The sequence below is a fragment of the Micromonospora sp. NPDC049836 genome (genome assembly GCF_044465125.1).
Taxonomy (GTDB): domain Bacteria; phylum Actinomycetota; class Actinomycetes; order Mycobacteriales; family Micromonosporaceae; genus Micromonospora.
Window position 1 is genome coordinate 1 of record NZ_JBITLH010000008.1, and the last position, 24384, is coordinate 24384.

The 24384-nt window shown below is 74.3% G+C and carries 24 protein-coding genes and 1 pseudogene; 12 read left to right on the forward strand and 13 right to left on the reverse strand.

Annotated features, from left to right (window positions below):
- Positions 1 to 284, reverse strand: a 284-nt coding sequence (locus ACIBPB_RS21340) for an endo-1,4-beta-xylanase (protein WP_396841282.1), incomplete at its 3' end; no start/stop codon positions are given.
- A 366-nt stretch (positions 285 to 650) separates the two neighbouring features.
- The gene (gene glpK / locus ACIBPB_RS21345; RefSeq protein ID WP_396841283.1) at positions 651 to 2138 is read right to left on the reverse strand and encodes a glycerol kinase GlpK; all 1488 of its coding nucleotides are present in this window, start codon (positions 2136 to 2138) and stop codon (positions 651 to 653) included.
- 64 nt (positions 2139 to 2202) lie between these two features.
- On the opposite strand from glpK, the gene ACIBPB_RS21350 reads away from it, so the two are divergent.
- Positions 2203 to 3141, forward strand: coding sequence for a ribose-phosphate pyrophosphokinase (locus tag ACIBPB_RS21350; RefSeq protein WP_357320862.1), 939 nt, complete (start codon positions 2203 to 2205; stop codon positions 3139 to 3141).
- A gap of 67 nt (positions 3142 to 3208) precedes the next feature.
- Here the strand turns inward: ACIBPB_RS21350 and ACIBPB_RS21355 are convergent, their stop codons facing one another.
- On the reverse strand, positions 3209 to 3676 hold the full coding sequence (locus ACIBPB_RS21355; RefSeq protein WP_357320864.1) for an ATP-binding protein: 468 nt from the start codon (positions 3674 to 3676) through the stop codon (positions 3209 to 3211).
- A 115-nt stretch (positions 3677 to 3791) separates the two neighbouring features.
- On the opposite strand from ACIBPB_RS21355, the gene macS reads away from it, so the two are divergent.
- Together macS and ACIBPB_RS21365 are read left to right on the forward strand one after the other, a co-directional pair.
- Complete coding sequence (gene macS, locus ACIBPB_RS21360; RefSeq protein WP_396841284.1) at positions 3792 to 4916, forward strand: MacS family sensor histidine kinase; 1125 nt, start codon at positions 3792 to 3794, stop codon at positions 4914 to 4916.
- 11 nt (positions 4917 to 4927) lie between these two features.
- Positions 4928 to 5560, forward strand: a complete 633-nt coding sequence (locus ACIBPB_RS21365) for a response regulator transcription factor (protein ID WP_357321174.1) — start codon at positions 4928 to 4930, stop codon at positions 5558 to 5560.
- Positions 5561 to 5564: 4 nt separating this feature from the next.
- Here the strand turns inward: ACIBPB_RS21365 and ACIBPB_RS21370 are convergent, their stop codons facing one another.
- From ACIBPB_RS21370 to ACIBPB_RS21380, 3 genes are all read right to left on the reverse strand, one after another.
- Complete coding sequence (locus ACIBPB_RS21370) at positions 5565 to 6137, reverse strand: DUF5709 domain-containing protein (RefSeq protein WP_396841285.1); 573 nt, start codon at positions 6135 to 6137, stop codon at positions 5565 to 5567.
- 80 nt (positions 6138 to 6217) lie between these two features.
- A complete protein-coding gene (locus tag ACIBPB_RS21375) occupies positions 6218 to 6949 on the reverse strand; it encodes an ATP-binding protein (RefSeq protein ID WP_396841286.1) in 732 nt (243 codons plus the stop codon).
- Positions 6950 to 7007: 58 nt separating this feature from the next.
- Entirely contained in the window at positions 7008 to 8006 is a 999-nt protein-coding gene (locus ACIBPB_RS21380) for an SDR family oxidoreductase (protein WP_396841287.1), read from the reverse strand.
- A 234-nt stretch (positions 8007 to 8240) separates the two neighbouring features.
- On the opposite strand from ACIBPB_RS21380, the gene ACIBPB_RS21385 reads away from it, so the two are divergent.
- Positions 8241 to 9491 carry a glycosyltransferase gene (locus tag ACIBPB_RS21385; protein WP_396841288.1) on the forward strand — a complete coding sequence of 417 codons (1251 nt, stop codon included), beginning with the start codon at positions 8241 to 8243 and terminating at the stop codon, positions 9489 to 9491.
- Here the strand turns inward: ACIBPB_RS21385 and ACIBPB_RS21390 are convergent.
- From ACIBPB_RS21390 to aroA, 4 genes and pseudogenes are all read right to left on the reverse strand, one after another.
- A pseudogene (locus tag ACIBPB_RS21390) lies at positions 9392 to 10410 on the reverse strand (hypothetical protein). The gene ACIBPB_RS21385 and the pseudogene ACIBPB_RS21390 overlap by 100 nt on opposite strands.
- Before the next feature lie 60 nt (positions 10411 to 10470).
- A complete protein-coding gene (gene hisN / locus ACIBPB_RS21395) occupies positions 10471 to 11289 on the reverse strand; it encodes a histidinol-phosphatase (RefSeq protein WP_396841289.1) in 819 nt (272 codons plus the stop codon).
- 289 nt (positions 11290 to 11578) lie between these two features.
- Entirely contained in the window at positions 11579 to 12709 is a 1131-nt protein-coding gene (gene rsgA / locus ACIBPB_RS21400; protein WP_396841290.1) for a ribosome small subunit-dependent GTPase A, read from the reverse strand.
- A complete protein-coding gene (aroA, locus tag ACIBPB_RS21405; RefSeq protein WP_396841291.1) occupies positions 12679 to 13980 on the reverse strand; it encodes a 3-phosphoshikimate 1-carboxyvinyltransferase in 1302 nt (433 codons plus the stop codon). Before aroA ends, rsgA begins: the two co-directional genes overlap by 31 nt.
- 102 nt (positions 13981 to 14082) lie before the next feature.
- Here aroA and ACIBPB_RS21410 point away from each other — a divergent pair, with 102 nt between their 5' ends.
- The 5 genes from ACIBPB_RS21410 (at position 14083) to rsrA (ending at position 18495) form a co-directional block, all read left to right on the forward strand.
- Positions 14083 to 14793: an SOS response-associated peptidase gene (locus ACIBPB_RS21410; protein ID WP_396841292.1), complete on the forward strand. Its 711-nt coding sequence runs from the start codon at positions 14083 to 14085 to the stop codon at positions 14791 to 14793.
- A 211-nt stretch (positions 14794 to 15004) separates the two neighbouring features.
- Positions 15005 to 15397, forward strand: a complete 393-nt coding sequence (locus ACIBPB_RS21415; RefSeq protein WP_046563345.1) for a WhiB family transcriptional regulator — start codon at positions 15005 to 15007, stop codon at positions 15395 to 15397.
- 314 nt (positions 15398 to 15711) lie between these two features.
- Positions 15712 to 16329 carry an alpha/beta family hydrolase gene (locus tag ACIBPB_RS21420; protein WP_396841293.1) on the forward strand — a complete coding sequence of 206 codons (618 nt, stop codon included), beginning with the start codon at positions 15712 to 15714 and terminating at the stop codon, positions 16327 to 16329.
- 1069 nt (positions 16330 to 17398) lie between these two features.
- Positions 17399 to 18205, forward strand: a complete 807-nt coding sequence (locus tag ACIBPB_RS21425; RefSeq protein WP_357320897.1) for a sigma-70 family RNA polymerase sigma factor — start codon at positions 17399 to 17401, stop codon at positions 18203 to 18205.
- A 2-nt stretch (positions 18206 to 18207) separates the two neighbouring features.
- Positions 18208 to 18495, forward strand: a complete 288-nt coding sequence (gene rsrA, locus ACIBPB_RS21430) for a mycothiol system anti-sigma-R factor (protein ID WP_357320900.1) — start codon at positions 18208 to 18210, stop codon at positions 18493 to 18495.
- A 71-nt stretch (positions 18496 to 18566) separates the two neighbouring features.
- Here the strand turns inward: rsrA and ACIBPB_RS21435 are convergent, their stop codons facing one another.
- Positions 18567 to 18641 (reverse strand): 50S ribosomal protein bL37, encoded by a 75-nt coding sequence (locus ACIBPB_RS21435; protein ID WP_369752275.1) that lies wholly within the window; start codon positions 18639 to 18641, stop codon positions 18567 to 18569.
- A 222-nt stretch (positions 18642 to 18863) separates the two neighbouring features.
- On the opposite strand from ACIBPB_RS21435, the gene ACIBPB_RS21440 reads away from it, so the two are divergent.
- Complete coding sequence (locus tag ACIBPB_RS21440; RefSeq protein WP_357321180.1) at positions 18864 to 19085, forward strand: biotin/lipoyl-binding carrier protein; 222 nt, start codon at positions 18864 to 18866, stop codon at positions 19083 to 19085.
- Positions 19082 to 19594: a GNAT family N-acetyltransferase gene (locus ACIBPB_RS21445; RefSeq protein WP_396841294.1), complete on the forward strand. Its 513-nt coding sequence runs from the start codon at positions 19082 to 19084 to the stop codon at positions 19592 to 19594. Before ACIBPB_RS21440 ends, ACIBPB_RS21445 begins: the two co-directional genes overlap by 4 nt.
- 176 nt (positions 19595 to 19770) lie before the next feature.
- Here ACIBPB_RS21445 and ACIBPB_RS21450 read toward each other — a convergent pair whose 3' ends face one another.
- Positions 19771 to 20400, reverse strand: coding sequence for a TetR/AcrR family transcriptional regulator (locus ACIBPB_RS21450; RefSeq protein WP_396841295.1), 630 nt, complete (start codon positions 20398 to 20400; stop codon positions 19771 to 19773).
- Positions 20401 to 20514: 114 nt separating this feature from the next.
- On the opposite strand from ACIBPB_RS21450, the gene ACIBPB_RS21455 reads away from it, so the two are divergent.
- A complete protein-coding gene (locus ACIBPB_RS21455) occupies positions 20515 to 22101 on the forward strand; it encodes an MDR family MFS transporter (RefSeq protein WP_357320910.1) in 1587 nt (528 codons plus the stop codon).
- Positions 22102 to 22430: 329 nt separating this feature from the next.
- Here ACIBPB_RS21455 and ACIBPB_RS21460 read toward each other — a convergent pair whose 3' ends face one another.
- Positions 22431 to 24257, reverse strand: coding sequence for a tetratricopeptide repeat protein (locus ACIBPB_RS21460; protein WP_396841296.1), 1827 nt, complete (start codon positions 24255 to 24257; stop codon positions 22431 to 22433).
- Positions 24258 to 24384 lie beyond the last annotated feature (127 nt).

A 24384-nucleotide genomic window follows, 5' to 3' on the forward strand; every position in this document is an offset into this window, starting at 1 on the left:
TCCGGCTTCATCTCGTTCTCAGCGGTGATCATGTTGAACTCACGCGCCGCGATCGTGCTGTAGGTCGAGTCACCGAGCCGGCCCGCCGCGATCGCGGTGCCGAAGTACCGGCCCGACTGCGCGGCCGCCGCACCCAACGTGCTCGCCGCGGCGTTCGCCGACGGCATCACCATCACGGCACCCATCGCCGCGACGGCGGCGACGGTGCCGCCGATCAGCAGTCGGAACCTTAACGAGCGGCTCTGGGGGGAGTCAGCGGAGCGGGCAGGGGAACTGGTTGCCACGGTGGCCTCCTTTCTCGGGTCTGGGCCCCGGACGCCGAGCACCACACACCGGGCTGGCCGCAGCCGCCGCGCGTGCGAATCGGGATCGGTGGATCGCGTGACCTGGACCGGCGAACGACAGGTTTCAATGCCAGGTCATGCTGGCATGGCAACATCCCGGAAACAATGGGTTCCGGAAAACTTCCGGCAACCTCTACTCGGCAAGGGTTCCGGAACGGGGGCAGGCTGCCGCCTCTACCAGCGGTTCTTATGGTTCCGGCGGCCTCCGGGCGGACCAGTGGCCGGCAGGAGTGGCGGATCCGGTGGGGTGCCGTGCCGGACCGAAAGGTTGAAACTTCCGGGATTCGCTCGGTCTGAACGCGGGCCCTAGTCGTCCACCCAGTCGAGGGTGCGCTGCACGGCCTTGCGCCAGTTGCGCAGCTCCCGGTCGCGGTGCGCCGGGTCCATGGCGGGCTCCCAGCGGGCGTCCGAACGCCACTGCTCACGCAGGGTGGCCAGGTCCGGCCAGAAGCCCACCGCGAGGCCCGCGGCGTACGCGGCGCCCAGGCAGGTGGTCTCGGTGATCCGGGAGCGCACCACCGGCACGTCGAGCACGTCGGCGAGGAACTGCATGAGCAGCGCGTTGCCGGTCATCCCGCCGTCCACCCGCAACCGCCGCAACGCCACGTCGGAGTCGGCGTCCATCGCGTCGACCACCTCGCGGGTCTGCCAGGCGGTCGCCTCGAGCGCCGCCCGGGCCAGGTGCCCCTTGGTGATGTAGCCGGTCAGCCCGGCGATCACCCCCCGGGCGTCGCTGCGCCAGTGCGGGGCGAACAGCCCGGAGAACGCCGGCACCACGTAGCAGCCGCCGTTGTCGTCGACGGTGCGGGCCAGCTCCTCGACCTGCGCGGCGGTCGAGATGAGGCCGAGGTTGTCCCGGAGCCACTGGACCAGCGAGCCGGTGACCGCGATGGCGCCCTCCAGCGCGTACACCGCGGGCTGGCCGTCGATCCGGTAGGCGACCGTGGTGAGCAGGCCGTGCCGGGACGGGACCGCGCTGGCGCCGGTGTTGAGCAGCAGGAAGCTGCCGGTGCCGTAGGTGCACTTGGCCTCGCCGGGCTGGAAGCAGGTCTGCCCGAAGAGGGCGGCCTGCTGGTCGCCGAGCGCGCTGGCCACCGGCACCCCGGCGAGCAGCTCGTCGGCGGTGCCGTAGACCTCGCTGGAGGAGCGGATCTCCGGCAGCATGGCCGCCGGCACCCGCAGCGCGTCGAGCAGCTCCGGATCCCAGTCCAGGGTTTCCAGACCCATCAGCATGGTGCGGCTGGCGTTGGTCACGTCGGTGACGTGCCGGCCGGTCAGCTTCCAGATCAGCCAGCTGTCCATGGTGCCGAAGAGGACCTCGCCCCGCTCGGCGCGCTCGCGCAGCCCGTCCACGTGGTCCAACAGCCAGCGCAGCTTCGGCCCGGCGAAGTAGGTGGCCAGGGTGAGGCCGGTGCGGGCCCGCAGCCGCTCCTCACCGTACGTCTCGGCCAGCTCGCGCAGCACCGGGCCGGTGCGGGTGTCCTGCCAGACGATGGCCGGGGCCACCGGGCGGCCGGTGGCCCGGTCCCAGACCACGGTGGTCTCCCGCTGGTTGGTGATGCCGACCGCGGCCAGCCCGTCCGGCCCGGTGCCGGCGGTGGCGAGCGCCTCCGTCACCACCTGCCGCACGTTGGCCCAGATCTCCTCGGCGTCGTGCTCGACCCAGCCGGGCTGGGGAAAGATCTGCCGGTGCTCGCGCTGGGCCACGGAGACGATCGCTCCGGACCGGTCGAACACGATGCACCGGGAGGAGGTGGTGCCCTGATCGATGGCGGCGACGAAGTCTCCGGTCACGGCAGCACCGTACCCGGCGGAAGCGTCCGGCGCCTCCCCCGGCCGCCCCGTACGATCATCAAGCGTGCGTGACATTGCCGTGTTCAGCGGGACCGCCCACCCCGACCTCGCCGCCGAGATCTGTGCCCACCTGGGCGTGCCGCTGCACCCGGTGCGGGTGTCCCGGTTCGCCAACGACTGCCTCGAGGTGCAGTTGCAGGCCAACTGCCGGGAGCGCGACGTCTTCCTGATCCAGCCGCTGGTGCCACCGGTGCAGGAGCACCTGGTGGAACTGCTGCTCATGATCGATGCGGCCCGGGGCGCGTCGGCCGGCCGGATCACCGTGGTGCTGCCGCACTACGCGTACGCCCGGTCGGACAAGAAGGACGCGCCGCGCATCTCCATCGGCGGCCGGTTGGTGGCCGACCTGCTCACCTCGGCCGGCGCGGACCGGGTGCTCGCGATGACCCTGCACTCGCCGCAGGTGCACGGCTTCTTCAGCGTGCCGGTGGACCACCTGCACGCGCTGCGCGAGCTGGCCGCCCACTTCACCCGCTACGACCTGGCCAACGCCGTGGTGGTCTCGCCGGATCTGGGCAACGCCAAGGAGGCCGCCGCGTTCGCCCGGATGCTCGGCACGCCGGTGGCGGCCGGGGCGAAGCAGCGGTTCCGGGACGACCGCGTGAAGATCAGCACGGTGATCGGCGAGGTGGCCGACCGGGACGTGATCGTGCTCGACGACGAGATCGCCAAGGGCAGCACGGTGATCGAGTTGATGGCCCACCTGCGCGAGCGGAAGGTCCGCTCGATCCGGCTGGCCTGCACCCACGGCCTCTTCTCCGGCGACGCGCTGGAGCGGCTGAGCGCCCAGGACGGCGTGTTGGAGATCGTCTGCACCAACACGGTGCCGATCCCGGCCGAGAAGCGGGTGCCGGAGCTGACGGTGCTGTCGGTGGCGCCGGCCCTGGCCGAGGCGATGCGCCGGATCCACAACGGCGAGTCGGTGAGCGCGCTCTTCGCCTGAGGCGGCGAGGGCGGTCGGCTCTCGGCGGGCTCGGTGAGCGCGCTCTTCGCCTGAGGCAGTGGGGCGGTCAGTTCTCGGCGGGCTCGGCGACCTGCTGCCGAGCGGCCAGCGTGGCGCTGATCCGCACGATCGTGCCGGCCTGGCCGGTCTGCACCGCCATGGTGTCGCTCAGCTCCCGGGCCAACCAGAGCCCCCAGCCGCCGGCGGCGTCCGGAGCGGGCCGGTCGCGGTCGTTGAGCTGCCGCGCGCTGATCCCCTGGCCGTGGTCGGCGACCTCGCAGAGCAGTTGGCCGTCCTGCTGCCACAACCGCAGCCGGCCCTGGCCGCCGCCGTGCCGCACGGCGTTGGTGATCAGCTCGTTGACCGCCAGCACGAAGTCGTCGAGCCGCTGGCCGGCCAGTCCGGCGCCGCGCGCACAGGAGGTGACCGAGTGGCGTAGCTCGGTCACCCGCCCCTGGTCGAAGGCTTCGGCGATGAGGAGGGAAGGTTCGATGGGCACAACCGTACGCGGTGCGGGGGGTTCTGCATTCGTCATGGCCCCGTCCCGGCGGTTGATCTCGACGATTTTCGCGGCATTTCCACCGTACGTCAGGGTTTCCCGAGCCGCACCCACCACCCCGTCCCGCGTCGGTTATGGGATGGTGGCGCGCATGCCGTCGTCCCCGGGTGGTCTGGAGGTCCCGCTCTGGCGGTCGATCGCGGTGTTCCGCTTCGCCTCGCTGGCGTACGTGGGGCTGCTGGTCCTGCGCGACGCGGACCGGTACGCACACCCGCTCGCCGCCGGCGGCGTACTCCTGGTCATGCTCGCCTGGAGCACGGCGACCGCGGCCGGCTACGCGCGCCCGGCGGGGCGGCGCTGGCCGCTGCTTCTGGCCGACCTCGGCGTGGTCCTGGCGATCATGCTGGCCAACCCCTGGGTGGTGGGCCGCGCGGCGCTCGCCGCCGGCGTGCCCACGTTGACCGTGGCCTGGCAGGCCGGGCCGGTGCTGGCCTGGGCGGTCTCCGGCGGGCGGCGGCGCGGCGCGGTCGCCGCCCTGGTGCTCGGCGGGACCGACCTGGTCGCCCGGGAGCGGGTCAGCCAGTCCTCGCTCACCGGGGTGATCCTGATGCTGCTGGCCGGGGTGGTGGTCGGGCACGTCGCCCGGCTCGCGGTGACCGCCGAGCAGCGGCTGCAACGGGCGGTGGAGCTGGAGGCGGCCAGCCGCGAGCGGGAGCGGCTGGCCCGGGACATCCACGACTCGGTGCTCCAGGTGCTGGCGCTGGTGCAGCGGCGCGGCGCCGAACTGGACGGCGAGGCGGGTGAGCTGGCCCGGCTCGCCGGTGAGCAGGAGGCGGCGCTGCGGGCGCTGATCGGCCGCGCCGGCGCCGCCCCGGCCGAGGAGGGCGACGCCCGGGACCTGCGCGACCTGCTCGACCGGTACGCCTCGGCGACGGTCGAGGTGGCCGCGCCGGCCACGCCGGTGCGGCTGCCCGCCCGGGTGGCCGGCGAGCTGGCCGCCGCCGTGGGCGCGGCGCTGGACAACGTGGCCCGGCACGCCGCCGGGCGGGCCTGGGTGCTGATCGAGGACGAGGGGGAGACGGTGACCGTCTCGGTACGCGACGAGGGGCCGGGCATCCCGGCGGGGCGGCTGGTCGAGGCCGTCGCGCAGGGCCGGCTCGGGGTGGCCCAGTCGATCCAGGGCCGGGTGGCCGACCTGGGCGGCCAGGTGCGGATCGTCTCCGCCCCGGGCGCCGGTACGGAGATCGAGTTGAGCGTGCCGAGGGGTGACCGGTGAGCATCCGGGTGATGGTGGTCGACGACCACCCGATGTGGCGCGAGGGCGTGGCCCGCGACCTGACCGAGGCCGGCTACCTGGTGGTGGCGACCAGCGGGGAGGGCCGGCAGGCGATCCGGGTCGCCCCGGCGGCCCGCCCCGACGTGGTCGTGCTCGACCTGCAACTGCCGGACGTCTCCGGGGTCGAGGTGATCCGCGGGCTGCGCGCCGCGCTGCCGCAGGTGCGGGTGCTGATGCTGTCGGCCAGCGGCGAGCCGCAGAGCGTGCTGGACGCGGTGAAGGCCGGCGCCACCGGCTACCTGGTCAAGTCGGCCGCGCCGGCCGAGTTCCTGGACGCGGTGGGCCGGACCGCGGCCGGCGAGCCGGTCTTCACGCCCGGGCTCGCCGGGCTGGTGCTGGGCGAGTACCGCCGGCTGGCCGCCGGGCCGGCCACCGCGGACGACGCGGCACCTCGGCTCACCGAACGGGAGACCGAGGTGCTGCGACTGGTGGCCAAGGGCCTGTCGTACAAGCAGATCGCCGAGCGGCTCGGGCTCTCCCACCGCACGGTGCAGAACCACGTGCAGAACACGCTCGGCAAGCTCCAGCTGCACAACCGGGTCGAGCTGACCCGGTACGCCATCGAGCGGGGCCTGGACGGCTGACCGGTCAGCTCGCCTCGGGCGGGCGGGTCTCGTGGATGGCCAGTTCCTCCGCGGTCGCCCCGCCGCCGGCCGAACCGGCGTCGTACGCGACGTTGTCGGTCTCCTGGTCGGTGTGGGCGCCCTCGTCCGGCTCGACCAGGCGGCCCACCTGGTGGTCGGCGACCGTACCGAGTTGGCCGTGGTCGTAGAGGGAGACCGGCGAGTGCGGGTCGGAGGTCGGGCCCGGGTCGATCACGTCCGCGTCGAGCTGGGCCTGCGCGGCGGCCTCCTCGCTGTCCGCCTCGGCGGCGATGTCCGGGTCGACCGAGCCGGCGAGCGGGTCGTCGGCGGGTCGCTCGTACTGCTCGCGATGGAGCTTGTAGTCCAGTGACTCCCCGTCGAGCTGCTCCTCGGCGGTGGTGCCGAACTGGTCGACGGCCACCGGGGTCCGGTCGCCGGGCAGCTGGGCCGGCTCCGGGCCGTCCGCCTCGCGTCCGGTCAAGACGTCGTCGTTGGCCGTGGAGTCGTCGTCGGCGGTGTCGGGCAGGCCCTCCGCCTCGGGGTCGGACACGGGGGTGGGGTACTCGTCGTCGCGCATGACGGGGAACTACCCACTGTGCTCGCCGGATTAACCGCAACCGGCGGGGTGGATCGGGAGAAAGAGGGTCAAACCCGGCCTCAGCTCCGGAACGCCGCCTCGTCCTCGGCGTGCAGCACGCACCAGACCACCTTCCCGTCCGGCAGCGGAGTGCTGCCCCAGCACCGCGAGACCGTGTCGATGAGCAGCAGCCCGCGGCCCCCGGTCGAGGTCAGCGGCGCCAGCCCGGCGTACGCGGGCGGCCGCGACGAGTGGTCGCGGACGGCGAGGTGGAGCGCGCCGTCGCGGGGACCGACCCGCAGCGTCATCGCCGACCGGGCGTGGGCGACCCCGTTGTTGACCATCTCGGTCACCGCGATGCACGCCGGCTCGGCCAACTCCGGCATCCGCCACCGGGCGCAGCCGTCGGTGACCAGCGCACGGGCCTCCCGGGCCGCCGCCACCACCGGCGGCAGGTCGGCGCTGAGCATCGCGGCCAGCGGCGCGGCGACCAGCGCGTCCTGCGCGGCGTCCAGCGTCGGGAAGACCGGGGCGTCGCCGGCCGGGGCGTCGGTCGCCGGGTCCAGCACCAGCAGGCCGGCCGCCGGCCAGCCCGCCACCGCCCGGTGCACGTCGTCGACGACCGCCCGCGCCTGCGGCGCGACGATCCGCACCCCGGACAGATCGACGATCACGGGGCCCGGCCGCTGCCAGAGCCGGGCCAGCAGCGCGTCCCGGACGGCATCCGCCCCGGGCAGGTCGAGCACCCCGGTCAGCCGGACGACGGCGGACGACTCGTCCGTCTCCACCAGGCATCGCACGTCCGTCGGCATGATCGTCCCATTGTGCATGCCCGTAGCGGCACGCGCACCCGGCCAGCTCACCCGTTCCTCACCGATCCGCCCTGGCCCGCCGGTTCATCGCGGCCATCGTGCCCACCGCGGTGCCCGCCGCGGCCAACCCGAAGGCAGCCGTCATCCGCACCAGTTGGCGGCGCCGGCCGTGCCAGCCGCCGGTCTGCTCGCCCGCCGCGTCCGGCCGGAACACGTTGCCGGTGCTGTCCAGCCGCACCCCGGGACCGAACTGGGTGCGCGCGGTGTACCAGCCGAGCACCCGCTCGGCCAGCGCCGGGGCGAGCCGCCACTGGAGCCCGAGCAGCCGCGCCGCGCCACCCGCGTACGCCTCCCGGCGCGGCCGGCGCAGCAGCCGGACGATCGTCTCGGCGACCACCTCCGGCGGGTAGACCGGCGGCGGTGGGACCAACTCCTGCCCGGTGTGGTTGGCGGCGTGCCGGAAGAACGGGGTGTCGATGGTGGCCGGCAGCACCGTGCAGACGGAGATGTGGCCGCGCCCGGTGACCCGCAGCTCCTGGCGGATCGTGTCGGACAGCCCGCGGATGCCGTGCTTGGCCGCGTTGTACGCCGACTGGTAGGGCATCGCGGCCTCGGCCAGCACCGAGGCGTTGTTGACCACCACGCCGCCGCCGGCCGCGTCCAGCCAGGGCAACGCCGCCTTCGTCCCGTGCACCGTGCCGAGCAGGTTCACCGTCAGCACCCGGCGGAACTCCGCCACCGGGATCTCGTCGAAGAGCCCGACCACGCCCACCGCCGCGTTGTTGATCCAGGCGTCGATCCGGCCGAACTCCGCCGCCGCCTGCGCCGCGAGCTGCCGCACCGCCTCGGCATCGGTCACGTCGGTCGGCACCACCAGCGCCCGGCCGCCCAGCTCCCGGCAGTGTGCGGCGACCCGGCGCAGCGCGTCCTCGGAGCGGGCCGCGAGCACGACGTCGGCACCCCGGCGGGCCAGCGCGTACGCGGTCGCCGCGCCGATCCCGCTGGAAGCCCCCGTGATCACCACCGTCGCGTCGTCCAGAGTGCGGGTGAGAGGCATTCCTCGCCCGTACCCCCGGCGCGGCCGGGTCATGCCGTCGGAGCAACGCGGATCACGGTTACCGCGCGGCCGTACGGGGCAGGTGTCACCAAGAACGGCGGAACGTCCGGGTGACCAGCCCGGCCGGGCCCGTCGGACCGGTCCCGATCTGCCAGGTTTCGGCGCAACGGGGCCGGGTTAATGGGACCCTCTGACCGGAGGACCACCGCTCGCGAGAACGCATGGAGGTGCACCATGCGCGTCGGCCTTGTGTGCGCGCACGCCGGCCCGTCCACCGACGGTCCCACCGTCGGCACGCACCAGCACGTCGCGCGGGTGGCGGCCGAACTCGCCGCACGGGGCCACGACGTCCGGGTGTACGAGCGCCGCGACGAGCCAAACCAGCCCGAGGTCGCCGAGGTCGGCGGGTACCGGCTGGAACGGGTGCCGATCGGCCCGGCCAGCCCGCTGCCCACCGCCGAACTGGTCCCGTACGTGACCGACCTCGGCGCCTGGCTGGCCCGGCAGTGGTCCGGCGCCTGGGTGCCGGAGGTGGTGCACGGTCACTACTGGGTGGGCGGGCTGGCCGCCGCCCACGCCGTCCGCGAGACCGACATCCCGGTCGTGCAGACCTTCCACTCCCTCGGCGTCGAGCAGCTGCGCCACCTCGGGTCGTGCTACGACGGTCCGGGCGAGCGGATCCCGCTGGAACGGGCGCTGATCCGGGCCGTGGACATCGCCGTCGCCCAGTGCAACGACGAGGTCGACGAGCTGACCCGGATGGGGTTGCAGCGCACCTCCGTGGCCATGGTGCCCACCGGCGTCGACACCGAGCAGTTCCATCCCGACGGCGAGGCCGCCCCGCGCGACCAGCGCGCCCGCATCCTCTCCGTCGGCGGGCTCGCGCCCGGGCACGGCCAGGAGGACCTGATCCGCGCCATGCGGCTGGTCGGCGACGCCGAACTGGTCATCGCCGGCGGTCCGCCCGCCGAACAGCTCGCCGACCACGCCGAGGCCCGCCGGCTGCGCGAGCTGGCCGAGCACACCGGGGTGGGGGAGCAGGTCAAGCTCGTCGGCGCGGTGCCGCACGACCAGCTGGCCACCTGGTACCGCTCCGCCGACGTGGTCGCCTGCACCCCGCACTACGCCTCCGCCGGCCGGGTGTCGCTGGAGGCGATGGCCTGCGGCGTGCCCGTGGTCGGCTACGCGATGGGTGGCATCGCCGACGCGGTCGTCGACGAGGTGACCGGCAAGCTGATCCCGCCCGGCGACGTCCGGACCCTCGGGGTCACCCTGCGCCGACTGCTCGCCGACAACGCCGGCCGGTTCGCGTACGGGCACGCGGCGGTCGACCGGGTCCGGTGCAGCTACACCTGGGAGCGGACGGCCGGCGCGCTGGAACGGCTCTACGAGCGGGTGATCGGCCGCCGCCGGCCGGCCGAGGCGGCGGAACCGGCCCCGACCGTCGAGGTGGTCGTCGAGCGCGGGCCGGTCGAGGCGGCCTGACCCCGGCGCACTGTCGCGGCCGGGCCGGTCGAGGCTGGCTGACCCTGGCTCACTGTCGCGGCCGGGCCGCCGCGGCCGCGGCGATCATCGGGCGCTCCCGGGCGGCGCGGGCGACCGCGTGGTGGTGCTGCGGCTCCGCGTAGCGGGTCAGCCCGACCACCGCGGCCAGCGTGGCCAGGAAGCCGATCCCGGCCAGCCACTCCCGTCCCGGCCAGATCCGGTCGTTGAGCAGCAGCAGGCCGACGATCGCCGCGGGCACCGCGCCGGCGGCGTCCATCGCGGCCACCGCCGCCGTGGTGGAGCCGCGCTGCATGGCCAGGCCGAGCAGGAGCTGCCCGACCACCGAGTGGACGATCAGCAGGTAGAGCAGCGGATCCCGGACGAACGCCTCCGCCGAGTCGGCCGAGGCGAGCGGCCGGGCCGCCACCGCCGCCGCGGAGAACGCCATCCCGGCCAGCGAGCCGAGCGCCACCGAACCCGGCGGGCCGTGCAGCCGGGCCGCGAAGAAGCCGAGTACGGAGATCAGCCCGAGCGCGCCGACCAGCCCGACCAGGCCGGCCGTGCCGAGCTGCCGGGACGGCGCCGGCTCGGCGGCCAGCACCAGCGCGGTGATCCCGCCGAAGAGCAGCACCAGCAGGGCGACCTCGGCTGCCGGCAGGCGCCACTTGAGCACCACCACCCCGATCACCGCGGTCACCCCCAGCCCGGCCGCCACGCTGGCCTGGACCAGGAACAGCGGCAGGTCCCGGCGGGCCAGGAAGGCCAGCACGAACCCGGTGATCTGGCAGAGCAGCCCGACCAGGTAGGTGCGGTGGCCGGCCAGCCGCAGCAGCAGCCCCGGATCGAAGGTGTGGTGCACGGTGGTCCGCGCGGCGGCGATCGACTGGAGGAGGTTGGCGAAGCCGTACGCGACGATCATCGCCGCCAGGAAGCACCAACCGGAGGAAACCACCTGGCGAGGATAAGGGCTGTCGCCGGGTCAGTGCTCGGCCGGCCGGCCGAGCCGGGCCAAGATGTCGTCGTGCAGCAGGCCGTTGCTGGCGACCGCGCTGATCTCGTTCGGACTGGCCCCGGCGGGCGCCGGACGGCCGTCCAGGCTGGTGAAGGTCCCGCCCGCCTCGGTCACGATGGGGACCAGCGCGGCGATGTCCCAGAGCGACAGCTCCGGCTCCACCATCACCTCCAGCGCCCCCTCGGCGAGCAGCATGTAACCGTAGAAGTCGCCGTACGCGCGGCTGCGCCAGACGTCGCGCATGAGCTGGAGGACCGCGTCCAGCCGGCCCGCCTCCTCCCAGCCGGTCAGCGACGAGTAGCAGAAGCTGGCGGCGGCCAGTTCCTTGATGCCGGAGACCCGGATCGGCGTGCCGGCGGCCAGGTCCGGCCCCGCGTACGCGCCCGCGCCGCGCGCGCCCCACCAGCGCCGGCCCAGCGCCGGGGCGGAGACCAGGCCGAGGACCGGACGGTCCCCCTCCAGCAGCGCGATCAGGGTGCCCCAGACCGGCACGCCCCGGACGAAGTTCTTGGTGCCGTCGATCGGGTCGACCACCCAGCGCCGCCCGTCGGGGCCGGCCGCCGGCTGCTCCCCGTACTCCTCACCGAGCAGGCCGTCGCCCGGCCGGTGCTCGGCCAGCAGGGTACGGATCGCCCGCTCGACGGCGGTGTCCGCGTCCGACACCGGGGTGAGGTCCGGCTTCGACTCGACCCGCAGGTCCAGGGCGCGGAACCGGGCCATGGAGATGGCGTCGGCGGCGTCCGCGAGCGTGTGGGCGAGGGCGAGGTCCTCGGCGTACCCGGTCATGGCGCAACGGTAGCGAGGCCGGCGCACGCTCCCGGCCGCCGGGTCGGCGGCGTCCGCCGGTCGGGAGCGCCGGGTCGTCGGCGTCCGTCCGGGTCGGCGGGGTCGCCCGGGCCGGCGGGGTCCGCTCGGTCGGCGGGGTCCGCTCGGGTCGGCGGGGTCCGCTCGGGTCGGCGGGGTCCGCTCGGGTCGGCGGCGTCCGTCCGGGTCGGCGGGGTCCGCTCGGGTCGGCGGCGTCCGCCCAGGTCGGCGGCGTCCGCCCAGGTCGGCGGCGTCCGCCGGGGTCGGTGGGTCAGGAGCCGGCGAGGGGGTCGCCCGGGTTGCGCTCGGCCTCGCGCGGGTCGCCCTCCCCGCTGCGGGAGGCCAGCAGCCGCCGGTACGATGCCAGCCGGCGCGGGTCCGCCCGGCCCGCCGCCACCCAGGCGTCCAGCGCGCACTCCGTCTCGTCGGTGGTGTGCGGGCAGTTCGCCGGGCAGTCGACCGTCCCCTCCACCAGGTCGGGGAAGCCGTGCAGCAGGCTCTCGGCGGAGACGTGGGCCAGCCCGAAGCTGCGTACCCCGGGAGTGTCGATGATCCAGCCCGGGTCGTCGGTGCGGTCGTCGAGGGCGGGCAGCCGCAACGCCACCGCGCTGGTCGAGGTGTGCCGGCCCCGGCCGATCGCGCTGACCACGCCGACCGCCCGGTCGGCGGCCGGCACCAGCCGGTTGACCAGCGTCGACTTGCCCACCCCGGAGTGGCCCACCATGACCGAGATCCGCCCGGCGAGCAGCGCGCGAAGCCCGGCCAGGTCGGCGTCCGGCTGGATCAGCACGTACGGCAGTTCCAGCTCGGTGTAGTAGCCGAGCACCGCCTCGGGGCCGGCCAGGTCGGCCTTGGTCAGGCAGAGCAGCGGCTCGATGTCGGCGTCGTACGCGGCCACCAGGCAGCGGTCGATGAACCCGGTGCGCGGCGGCGGGTCGGCCAGCGCGCTCACGATCACCAACTGGTCGGCGTTGGCCACGACCACCCGTTCCAACCGCCCCTCGGCGGTGGTGGCGTCGTCCTCGGCGGTGCGCCGCAGCACCGAACTGCGCTCGGCGATCCGGACGATCCGGGCCAGCGCCCCGGGCGCGCCCGAGGTGTCGCCGACCAACCCGACCCGGTCGCCGACCACCACCGACTTGCGGCCCAGCTCGCGGGCGCGCATCGCGGTCACGGCCGGGACCGCCGGACCGTCGCCGGGGCGTACGCAGGTGTAGCGGCCCCGGTCCACGGCGATCACGAAGCCGTCGACCGCGTCCTCGTGCCGGGGACGGGTCCGGGTACGCGGGCGCGAGGACTTCCCGGGCCGGACCCGGACGTCGTCCTCGTCGTACTCCCGCCGCCTGGTCGCCAGGACGTCCCCCCGTCGCGTCAGTTCTTGCCGGTCACCATCCCCGACCATAGTGCCGGGAACTCCGGCATGGTCTTCGAGGTGCACGCCACGTCGTCGACCTCGATCCCGGGGACGGCCAGCCCGGCCACCGCCGCCGCGTGCGCCATCCGGTGGTCGGCGTACGTCCGGAAGGTGCCGCCGCGCAGCGGGCGGGGCCGGATCTCCAGGCCGTCGCGGAACTCGGTGATGTCGGCGCCCAGCCCGGTGAACTCGGTGGCCAGCGCGGCGATCCGGTTGGTCTCGTGCCCCCGGATGTGCTCGACGCCGGTCAGCCGGGACGGCGAATCGGCGAGCATCGCCAGCGCGGTCAGCGCCGGGGTCAGCTCGCTGACGTCGGAGAGGTCGGCGTCCAGGCCGTGCACCACCCCGGTGCCGCGGACGGTCAGCCCGGCCGTGCCCAGCGTCACCTCCCCGCCCATCCGGGTGAGCAGGGTGCGGAGCTGTTCCACCGGCTGCATGCTGCTGTGCGGCCAGCCCTGGAGGGTCACCTCGCCGCCGGTGACCAGCGCGGCGGCGAAGAACGGCACCGCACCGGAGAGGTCCGGCTCGATCTCCCAGCCCCGCCCGGTCAGCGGGCCCGGCTCGACGGCCCAGACGTCGGGCGTGCTGTCGTCGACCGCGGCCCCGGCGGCCCGCAGCATCTGCACCGTCATCCGCAGGTGCGGCGCCGAGGGCACCGGCGGCCCCTGGTGCCGGACCACCACGCCCCGGTCGAACCGGGGCGCGGCCAGCAGCAGGCCGGAGACGAGCTGGCTGGAGGCGGAGGCGTCGATGACCACCTCGCCGCCGGTGACCCGGCCGGCGCCCAGGACGGCCAGCGGCAGGCTGCCGGTCTCCGGGGTGTCGATCCGTACGCCGAGGGAGCGCAGCGCGCCGATCAGCGGGCCGAGCGGGCGGACCCGGGTGTACGGGTCGCCGTCGAAGGTGACCCGACCCTCCGCCAGGGCGGCCACCGGGGGCAGGAAGCGCATCACCGTGCCGGCCAGGCCGACGTCGACGTGGGCCGGGCCGACCAACCGGTGCGGCCGGACCAGCCAGCGTTCGTCGTCGGAGACCGACACGTGCGCGCCCAGCTCGCGCAGCCCACCGGCCATCAGCTCGGTGTCCCGGGCGCGCAGCGGCTGGGCGAGCGTGCTCGGCCCGCTGCCCAGCGCGCTGAGCACCAGGGCCCGCGCGGTCATCGACTTGGAGCCGGGCAGGCGCAGCGTGACGCCGACCGGATCGGTGGCGGTCGGCGGCGTCCACGGCTGCGGCGGGCGCGTAGCGGTCAGATTCCCCACGCTCACATTCTGCCAACTCCCGGAGCCGATGGAACCGCCCGTCGCCCCAGCTCCCGGCTGGCGGGACAACCGGGACGCCGGCGGCGCGTTAGCGTGTGCGCCATGTGCGGGAGGTACGCGACGACCCGGAGCGCGGGCGACCTGAGCGCGCTGTTCGAGTCGTACGACGAGACCGGCGGCGAGGTCGGCCCGGACTGGAACGTCGCCCCGACCGATCCGGTGCCGCTGGTGCGCCTCGCGCCGGAGGGGCACCGGCTGCTGTCGGTGGGCCGCTGGGGCCTGCTGCCGCACTGGGCCCGCACCGCCGCGGGGGCGGCCCGCATGATCAACGCGCGGGCGGAGACGGTCGCCACCAGCCGGGCGTACGCGCCGTCCTTCGCCCGCCGGCGCTGCCTGGTCCCGGCCGACGGCTGGTACGAGTGGGTCCGCGAGCCGGGTGGCCGGCGGCAGCCGTACTTCATGACGCCCCGGGACGGCTCGGTGCTCAGCTTCGCCGGCATCTGGTCGGTCTGGGCGGCGGGCGACGCGGAGCTGCTCACCTTCAGCGTGCTCACTACCCCCGCCGTGGGCGAGCTGGCCGAGGTGCACGACCGGATGCCGCTGCTGCTGCCCCGCGAGCGCTGGGCGGACTGGCTCGGGCCGGCCGAGGATCCCGCCGCACTGCTCGCCCCGCCGCCGGGGGAGTGGCTGGCCGGGCTGGAGATCCGCCCGGTCGCACCGGCCGTCGGCGACGTCCGGAACGACGGCCCGGAGCTCACTGCCCGGGTTCCCCTGGCGCGCGAGGAGGCGGCCGCGGACATGACGCTGTTCTGATCACGCTCAGCACATTGCCGTGTGCTGATTTGCCGGGGTTGGCCCTGAAAAGTCGCCCGGCCGTTCAGCCATGTTTGGGGATAGAGTCTTGTCTCCGTGTGCTCGAGTGCGATAGAACACAGCGCCGGCGTTGGGCGTCTGTCCGCACGGGGCGGACGACACCCATCGATTCTTCATGATCAAGGCCGGTCCCACGGGGGAGGTGGGTGTATTGACACGGGCACGTATGCCCCGCCCGCACGAAGTCGCCGCCGCGCGGCGCGACCCGCGACTGCTGCGGGCGTTGCGCGAACGGCGACAGGACGAGGCGTGGCGGACCAGAGGGACCTGCCAGAGCGTGGATCCGGAAACGTTCTTTCCGGCACCCAACGAGCCGGCCGACGCGGCCGTCGCGCTCTGCCGCAGTTGTGAAGTGCAGGGATCCTGCCTGGCCTGGGCGCTGGAGGTGGGTGACTGCCACGGCGTCTGGGGCGGCACCACGCCCCGCGAACGCCGGGCCATGCTCGTCGCCTGGCGCCAGGAGGTGCAGCCGGATCCGCACGCTCTCGACGAGGCCGGTCCGCCGGTCCGCGACCGCCTGCTCACCCTGGTGCCGCTGAGCTGACCGATGCCGCCGCCCGCGCTCCTGTCCAGGGGCCGCGGGCGGCGGCATTTCCCGGTACTGCCGGGTTGCGGTCGACGGGGGCCGGGCTTGCTGGTCGGTTGACGGGCTTGCGAGCCGGCTGGCGGCACCGCCGGGTCTGCCGGTCGGTGGACGGGGCGGTCCCGCGTTTCCCGGCACCGCCGGGTCTGCCGGTCGGTGGACGGAGCGGTCGCGCGTTTCCCGGCACCGCCGGGTCTGCCGGTCGGTGGACGGAGCGGTCCCGCGTTTCCCGGCACTGCGGGGTTCGCGGGTCGGCGGGGACGCAGAATGGGCCGGTGCCCCACGGCGACGAGATCGAGACACCGCGCGGCCCGGCCCGCGTCGACACCGACCTGCCCGGCGCGGCGTACTCCACCATGCTGGTGCTCGGTCACGGCGCCGGCGGCGACGTGGACGCCCCGGACCTGGTCGCCGTGCGGGACGCGTTGACCGAGGCCGGGCTGGGCGTGATCCGGGTGACCCAGCCCTACCGGGTCGCCGGCCGTCGGGCACCCGCCCCGGCCGGCCACCTCGACGAGGCCTGGCGAGCCGTACTGGCCGTGCTCCGGGAACGCCACCCCACGGTGTCCCGCTGGATCGTGGGCGGCCGGTCCAGTGGCGCCCGGGTGGCCTGCCGTACCGCTCGGGAGGTCGGTGCCGCCGGCGTGGTCGCGCTGGCGTTCCCCCTGCACCCACCGGGGCGTCCGGAGCGGTCCCGCGCCGACGAACTGGCCACCGGCCTGCCCACGCTGGTCGTCAACGGCGACCGCGACCCGTTCGGGGTTCCGGCACTGGGGCCGGGCGTCGAGGTGGTCCTCCGCCCCGGCGAGCGGCACGACCTGCGCGGCGACCCGCCAGGAACCGCCGCGGTGGTCCGCGACTGGCTGCGCGCACAGGGCTGGACGCCGGCCTGACCCGACCTCCTCCCATCCGCCAGTCCTCAAGCCCTCGACGCCCGCCGTCGGCTTGCTCGCCCGCCGTCGGCTTCTGCGCCCGGCGCTAGGCTTCTGCGCCCGCCGTCGGCTTGCGCGCCGGGCGTCGGCTTGCGCGCCCGCCGTCGGGCTCGGCGTCCGGGCTTCGGCATCGGCGTTCGGCGAGGGCGTTGGCGTTCGACCTCGGGCATCGGGCCTCGACGTCCAGTGGCCTCGGCGTTCGGCCTCGGGCCTCCCGCGTCCGGCGGCCTCGGCGTCCGGCTTCGGGCCTCCCGCGTCCGGCGGCATGGACGCCGGGCATCTGGGCGGTGGCTTCCGAGCGCTCCGGGCGCGTGTGTTTGTCGCCCGAGCCAACCGGAAGCCAGGCGAGTGGAACGCCATGGAGGTCAAAACGGGCCGTTGACCTCCATGGTGTTCCACCGAGGCGTGTCGGGGGCCGCGCCGCGCCCGCCGCGCCGCGAGTGGAACGCCATGGCGGTCAAAACGGGCCGTTGACCTCCATGGTGTTCCACCGAGGCCCGTCGGGGCCGCGCCGCGCCGCCGCGCGCCACCCGCCGGCTCACTCGTCGCTCGTCCGCCGGTCTGTTCGTCCGCCGGCCTCCCCGTCCGCCGGCCTCCCCGTCCGCCGGCCTCCCCGTCCGCCGGTCCGCTCGCCGCTCGCCGCCCGCCGCCCGCCCTGCCGTCCGCCCGTCCGCTCGCCGTCCGTTCGTCCGCCGGCCCGATCGCCGCCCGCGCCGTGTGGAGCTGACTGGTGTGCGTCGGACCGGGGCCGGACGGGGATCGGCTCGCGGGCCGCGCCGGCGGCTTCGCGGGTCACGGGACGGGCACGGCGTGCGTGGTCGGCGTGACCGAGGGTGGCGGCGGTCGTTGCATCGGATGGTGCCGGTCGCCCGGTTCGGGCTTCCGGGGCCACCTCCCAGGCCCTTCCTGGTCCCAGCGCCGGTCGCGGCCGGGGCCGGGACCAGGAACGGCGGGGGCGGTGGCGGAATGCGCCGGCCCACGACCCGCGTTACTACCTCCGGATGACATTTCCAGGCGAGGGGGGTGACCGGTGCCGACCGAGACACGGAGCCGGGAGCGGGACGAACGGGACGCGCGGCAGCTCAGGGAGTTGCTCGACGCGCCGGAGTGGCCCGCGGCGGCGTCGGCCGTGAGCACCAGCACACAGTCCGGAAGTGAATCTGCCGTCAGGCGGGTACGCGTATTCTCGGCGGGACAGCATCCGACGCGAGGGGATGTGCGGTTGACCACCGAGAAGACGGACGAGCGCAGGGCCCGTTTCGAACGGGACGCGATGCCCTTCGTCGATCAGCTCTACGCTGCCGGGCTACGCATGACGCGTAACCCGGCGGATGCCGAGGACCTGGTCCAGGAGACGTACCTGAAGGCGTACGCGGCCTTCCACCAGTTTGAGCAGGGCACGAACCTGAAGGCCTGGCTCTACCGGATCCTGACCAACACCTACATCAACTCCTACCGGAAGCGGCAGCGCCAGCCCGTGCAGGCGCCCACGGACGAGATCACCGACTGGCAGCTCGCCGAGGCGGAGTCGCACACCTCCAGCGGGTTGCGCTCGGCGGAGACCGAGGCGCTGGACCGGCTGCCGGACAGCGACGTCAAGGGGGCCCTCCAGCAGTTGCCGGAGGAGTTCCGCCTGGCGGTCTACCTGACCGACGTCGAGGGCTTCTCCTACAAGGAGGTCGCCGACATCATGGGCACCCCGATTGGCACCGTGATGTCCCGGCTGCACCGCGGTCGACGTAATCTGCGCAAGCTGCTTGAGGGATACGCCGCGGAGCGGGGCTTCAGCTCCGCGCCATCGAAGGGTTCGACCGCCGCCGCCGGCCGGGAGGTGTGACCGTGAGCTGTGGAGAGCCGCACGAGACGGACTGCCGTGAGGTGCTCGCCGAGGTCTACCTCTACCTCGATCTGGAGTGCGGTGAGGAGCGGCGCACCCTGATCCGGCACCACCTCGACGAGTGCGGGCCGTGCCTGCGCGAGTTCGGCATCGAGCAGGAGGTGAAGGCGCTGGTCGCCCGCTGCTGCGGCAACGAGACCGCGCCGGAGCAGTTGCGCGAGCGGCTGCGGGTACGCCTGACCGAGTTGGTGGTCTTCGAGACCACCGAGTCCCGCGAACTCGCCGACTGAGCGGGCGCGGCACGATCTGACGACAGCGGTGGCCCGGGTCCGTGCGGACCCGGGCCACCGCTGTGTCGCCCTCAGGAGTTGGGGCGCTTGCCGTGGTTCGCGCTGCTCTTCTTGCGGGCCTTCTTCTTACGGGCCTTCTTCGCCATGTTCTGCCTCCTTGTGCTGGTCACGGTCCGGCCGCGGCGAACGCGGCGAGGTCGCGTACCGGTGCTCCGGGAATGCCCGGGACCGACCCGCTGATGCTAGTGCCGCCGGGGCGGGCCGGGGGCCGCCGGGGCACGTTCGGGTGTGCCGGCGGTCAGGGGTCGGGACGTGACGGAAGCCATGATTGGATACCGTTCGCAGGCAGACCGGTGGAGAGGGAGGGCCTGGAGATGGCCGAGGAGATCCGCGCCGAGATGGTGGCGAACGTCTGGAAGGTCGTCGCGTCGGCCGGGGACACCGTGTCCGAGGGGGACACCCTGGTGATCCTGGAGTCGATGAAGATGGAGATCCCGGTGGTCGCCGAGTCCGACGGGGTGGTCCAGCAGCTCGCGGTCAACGAGGGCGACGTCGTGCAGGACGGTGACCTGATCGCGGTGATCGGTTGAGTGCCCTGGTCGTCCGCCGTGCGGAGCCGGCCGACCACCCGGCGGTGGCCCGGCTGACGGTCGCCGCGTACGAGGCGGACGGGCAGCTCAAGGGCGAGAACGGCTACGGCGCGGTGCTCGCCGACGTGGCCACCCGGGCGGAGACCGGCGAGGTGCTGGTCGCCGTGGACGAGGCCACCGGCGAGGTGTTGGGCGCGGTGACGTTCGTGCTGGCCGGCACCCCGTACGCGGAACTCTCCGGGCCTGGCGAGGCGGAGTTCCGGATGCTCGCGGTCGACCCGGCCGCGCAGGGTCGCGGCGCCGGCTCGGTCCTGGTCCGGGCCTGCGTGGCGCGGGCCACCGAGCTGGGCTGTTCGGCGGTGGTGATCTGCGTACGCAGCGGGATGGCCGCCGCGGCGCACCGCCTCTACGAGCGGCTCGGCTTCGTCCGGCTGCCCGAGAAGGACTGGTCCCCGCTGCCGGGGGTGGACCTGCTGGGCCTGCGCCTGGAGCTGCCGGCCCGCGCCTGACCCGGGACCCTCGGCGCGCCGGGCCGGTCGGGCGACGCGGGGTCGGTCCGGCGGCGCGGGACCCGTCGGGTTCGTCGGGTCGATCGGGCGGCGCCAGGCCGGTCCGGCGGCGCGGGGTCGGTCGGGCAGCGCGGGACCGGTCGGCGGCGCCAGGCCGGTCGGGTTCGCCGGGTGAGTCAGGCGGCGCGGGGCCGGTCAGGTTCGCCGGGTCGGTCGGGTGCGCTGGGCCGGTCGGGGTCGTCGGGTCCGGCGATCTTTGCCAGCAGCTCGTCGGCCACGTCCAGGGCGATCCTCTTGCGCTCGTCGGCGGTGATGTGCGGGGCGCGGATCGCGAACCAGCTGGTGTGCACCGCGAACAGGGTCAGCGCCGCGCGGAGCTGAGCCTCCGGCGAGTCGTCTCCCCGGCACAGCTCGTTGGCCAGCCGCATCATCCGGTCCCGCATCTGCATGCCGGCGCTGAGGCTCTTCAGCACGGTCTGGTTCTGCTCGAAGAAGCGCATCACCGACGGCAGGTCACCGCCGAACATGGTGTCCGCGTACCGGCCGATCAGGGTGCGCCGGGTGGCCAGGGTGGCGGGCTGGGCGGCCCCCCATTCGATGAGTTCGTCCATCCGGCGCAGCCGGTCCTCGACCAGGCTGTTGACGATCTCGTCCTTGCTCTTGAAGTGGTAGTAGAGGGCGGCCTTGGTCACCCCGAGACGCTCGGCGATCTCCCGGAGCGAGGTCTTCTCGTACCCCTGCTCGGTGAAGAGCTCCAGCGCGACGGCCTGGATCCGGTGCCGCGTGCCGCCTGTGCTCTCCCTCACCATTACCACCTAACTCGCTTGACGGGTTTCTGCTGTCCAACTTACCGTCCGGCTAGTAAGGTGACTAGCCGGACGGCAAGTAAGTAGGTCACAGATCTTCGGGGGAGCTTACCGATGAGTGAACAAGTCCAGGCGACAGTGCGACCCAACGTCCGGGTTGTCCTGTTCGGTCTGATGATCGCGATGATGCTCGCGATGCTCGACAACATGATCGTCAGCACCGCGCTGCCGCGGATCGTCGGCGACTTCGGCGGGGTCGACCACTTCACCTGGGTGGTCACCGCGTACGTCCTGGGCACCACCGTCTCCACCCCGATCTGGGGCAAGCTCGGTGACCTCTACGGGCGCAAGACGGTCTTCCTGACCGCCGTGGTCATCTTCCTGATCGGCTCGGCCCTCTGCGGCATGTCCGGTTCCAGCGTCTTCGGCGGCGTCGAGGACGGCATGGTCGAGCTGATCGCCTTCCGGGCCGTCCAGGGTCTCGGCGCCGGTGGCCTGATGGTCGGCGTCATGGCGATCATCGGCGACCTGGTGCCGCCCCGCGAGCGGGGCCGCTACCAGGGGATGATCGCCGGCATCATGGCCATCGCCATGGTGGCCGGCCCGCTGGTCGGCGGCTTCATCACCGACCACCTCTCGTGGCGCTGGGCGTTCTACGTCAACCTGCCGCTGGGCGGGGTGGCGCTGCTGGTCCTCGCCACCACCATGCACCTGCCGAAGTACCGTACCGAGCACAAGATCGACTGGTTGGGTGCCGCGCTGCTCTCCGTCGGCATCACCGCGATCGTGCTGATCACCACCTGGGGCGGCAACGAGTACGACTGGGTCTCCCCGCAGATCCTCGGCCTCGCGGCGCTGGCCGGGGTGGCCCTGGTGGTCTTCGGCTTCGTGGAGCGCCGGGCCGTCGAGCCGATTCTGCCGCTGCGCCTCTTCGCCAACCGCAACTTCGCCCTCATCTCGGTGATCGGCTTCCTGCTCGGCTTCGCCATGTTCGGCGCGATGAACTTCCTGCCGATGTTCCAGCAGACCGTGCAGGGCGCCTCGGCCACCAACAGCGGCCTGCTGCTGCTTCCGCTGATGTTCGGCATGCTGGTGGTCTCGCTGGCCGTGGGCCGGACCATCACCAAGACCGGCCGCTACCGGATCTTCCCGATCGTCGGCGGCGTGGTGATGGCCGCCGGCATGGGCCTGCTGACCCTGCTCGACGTCGGCACCAGCAAGACCGAGTCGTCGCTCTACATGGTCGTACTCGGCGTCGGCATGGGCTTCCTCATGCAGACCTCGATGCTGATCGCGCAGAACAGCGTGGAGCAGAAGGACCTCGGCGCGGCGAGCGGCGCGGCCACCTTCTTCCGTTCCATCGGCGGCTCGTTCGGCATCTCGCTCTTCGGCGCGATCTTCGCCAACCGGCTCGCCGACTCGGCAGCGGGCGGCGCGTTCAACGGCGGCGGCGAGGGCGGCGGCATGGACCTGGAGAAGCTCAAGGACCTGCCGGCGCAGCTGCGGGAGGTCGTCCTGGGCGGCCTGGCCGACGCCATCTCGCACGTCTTCGTCTGGGCGATGCTGTTCACCGTGGCGGTGCCGGTGCTCGCCTGGTTCATCAAGGAGGTCCCGCTGCGCTCCTCGAACGACGCCCCGCCCGCCGGCGGCACCCCCGAGGAGCAGGCCGAGGCCGCTCTCGGCACGGCGCCCGTCGCCTGACCCACCCTCCGTCGCGGCCACGCCCACCCCACCAGGGGTACGGCGTGGCCGCGCCACTTTCCGGCCTGGCCGACCGGACGGGTCGCTCAACACCGCCGCCGAGGGCCACGAGCGTCGACGGCCCGTGCCTCGAGATGCGGCAAAGTGTTGCTTCCCGCAGGCGGGAAGGCCCGGATTGCCGCAACCGGAGTCGATCTTGCGCGACCGGCCGGCCCGGCCCGGCCCGGGGCCGACGCGGGCACGACCGGCCGGGGGCGTCGAGGCGCGACCGGTTCGGTCGGGGTCGGCCGGGCTGCCGGCGCCGGGCACGGTCGGCCGGGGTGGGCTGGTCAGGGGTGGGGGCGGAAGAGGTGGGTGAGGCGGTGCCAGAGGCGGCGTAGCGCCCCGGGCGGGGTGTCCCGGGCCGGGCCGCTGACCAGCTCGCCGGCCAGGTCGCGGGTGGCCGGGTCCAGGTCCGGGGTGGCCAGGGCCAGGTGGGCCAGGGACACCGCGATCGGCACCCGGCGCTCGCGGGCCACGGCGGCCGCGTCGGCGAGCCGCTCGGCCACCACCCGGGCCACGTCGGGGCGTACGCCGGGGTCGACCCAGGCGGCGGTGACCAGGGCGAAGAGCGCGGCCTCGGTGATCCAGTCCTCGACGCCCCAGACCAGTTCGAGGAGCACCCGGCGGCGGGTGGACTCGGCCCACGGCTCGTCGGTGCGGTGGTGCAGCAGGCCGAGGCAGGCCCAGACCTGCACGCAGCGGACCCAGAGCGAGGGGTCCTGGCCGGTGAGCACCTGGCCCAGCGCGGTGCCCGGCGCGTCGGGCGGGTGGACCAGCAGCCCGAGCAGGTCGTCGAGGTCCACGGTGGCCAGCGCCACCGCGGCGTCGTACGCGGCCGGCGGGTGGGGCCAGGCCGGGTGGGCGAGCTGCCGGATCCGCTCGGCGGCCTCGGCCGAGGGCGCCGGCAGGGTGGGCGCGGCGGTGGTGCCCTCGTAGCGCCAGAGCGGTCGGGTCGAGTCCCGGCGGGGTTCGCGCGGGTCCGGGTCGGCCACCGCGGCCACCTCGACGTCGAGGCCCGGCACGGCGGCCGCGGCGGTACGCATGGCGCTCGGCGGTTCCAGCGCGTCGAGGCGTACGGCGACGGGGGCGGCGCCCTCGGCCGCGAGGGCCTGGCGCAGCGCGTCCAGCACCGGCCCGGCCGCCGGGGTCACCTGCCCGAGCCAGGGCCGGCTGCGGCAGGACTCGGCCAGGTCGCCGTGCTCGTGGGTGTCGTCCGGGTGGTCACGGACGAAGTCGGCGAGGGCCACCAGGTGGACCACGTCCCCGTCGCGCTGGAAGCGCAGCCGGTGCGCGGTGTGCACGGCGCAGTCGAAGGTGGGGTCCTTGGCCAGCGCCCGGTCGATCCAGTCCAGCGCCTCGTCGAGCCGGCCGTTGTCGGCGAGGGTGCCGGCGATGTCGGCGTAGACGGCCAGGTCGTCGGGGTCGAGGTCGACGGCCCGGCCGAGCGCGGCGAGCGCGTCCCGGGTGCGGCCGGCGCTGCGGTAGGCGTATCCGAGCCAGACCTCGCCGAGTTTGCTGGGCTCGGCGCGTACCCCGCGGGCGGCCCAGGTGACGGCGAGGGCGACCTCGCCGAGCCGGCGGGCCAGCGCGGACGCCGCGCCGAGCAGCAGCGGGTGGCGGGGATGCACGGTGATCGCGTTGCGGGCCAGCGTCAGGTACGGGCGCAGCGGGTCGCGTCGGCGGCGCGGCACCGGGTCGGGCACCGCCGCGCAGATCTGCATGAGGATCCGGGCGGTGCGTTCGGGGTCGAGCCGTTCCGGCAGGCCGGGCGCGGTCACCCAGGGCACGCCGGCCCAGTCGGCGCCGGGCGCGTATCCGGTGGCCGCGGCGAGCAGGTCGAGCCCTTCGGCCGGTCGGCCGGCGGCGGCGAGCAGGTGGGCGCGGGCCACCACCGCGCCGACGAAGGCGTGCTGGCCGAGCGGGAAGAGGTCGAGGTCTCCGCCGCTGGCGGCGTTCAGCCGGGCGAGCGTCTCGTGCACCTCGGGGAGGGTGGGTGCCTGCACGAGGGCGGCGGCGACGTGGCCGGCGGCGTGCCGGAGGTCCCCCTCGCCCAGCGCCAGCCGGGCCAGCGCGAGCTCCTCCTGGGCGGAGAGCGCGGGGTCGTCGTCGGGCACGTCGTCCTCTCGATGATCGAGCAGTCAGCCGGGCCAGCGTAGGGGATCACTGGTCGAATTGGTGATCCACTGCGCACTACTGCTCGTTCGATTGCTCGTCGACGTTCAAAGGTGCAAGACTGAGCAT

Bases quoted from the DNA above. Each gene is read 5' to 3' on its own strand.
- ACIBPB_RS21375 (WP_396841286.1), bottom strand. From the start codon at position 6,949: ATGCCGACGGACGTGCGATGCCTGGTGGAGACGGACGAGTCGTCCGCC.
- ACIBPB_RS21355 (WP_357320864.1), bottom strand. From the start codon at position 3,676: ATGACGAATGCAGAACCCCCCGCACCGCGTACGGTTGTGCCCATCGAA.
- ACIBPB_RS21370 (WP_396841285.1), bottom strand. From the start codon at position 6,137: ATGCGCGACGACGAGTACCCCACCCCCGTGTCCGACCCCGAGGCGGAG.
- ACIBPB_RS21385 (WP_396841288.1), top strand. From the start codon at position 8,241: ATGCGCGTCGGCCTTGTGTGCGCGCACGCCGGCCCGTCCACCGACGGT.
- rsgA (WP_396841290.1), bottom strand. From the start codon at position 12,709: ATGGTCGGGGATGGTGACCGGCAAGAACTGACGCGACGGGGGGACGTC.
- ACIBPB_RS21455 (WP_357320910.1), top strand. From the start codon at position 20,515: ATGAGTGAACAAGTCCAGGCGACAGTGCGACCCAACGTCCGGGTTGTC.
- macS (WP_396841284.1), top strand. From the start codon at position 3,792: ATGCCGTCGTCCCCGGGTGGTCTGGAGGTCCCGCTCTGGCGGTCGATC.
- ACIBPB_RS21380 (WP_396841287.1), bottom strand. From the start codon at position 8,006: ATGCCTCTCACCCGCACTCTGGACGACGCGACGGTGGTGATCACGGGG.
- hisN (WP_396841289.1), bottom strand. From the start codon at position 11,289: ATGACCGGGTACGCCGAGGACCTCGCCCTCGCCCACACGCTCGCGGAC.
- ACIBPB_RS21410 (WP_396841292.1), top strand. From the start codon at position 14,083: ATGTGCGGGAGGTACGCGACGACCCGGAGCGCGGGCGACCTGAGCGCG.
- ACIBPB_RS21365 (WP_357321174.1), top strand. From the start codon at position 4,928: ATGGTGGTCGACGACCACCCGATGTGGCGCGAGGGCGTGGCCCGCGAC.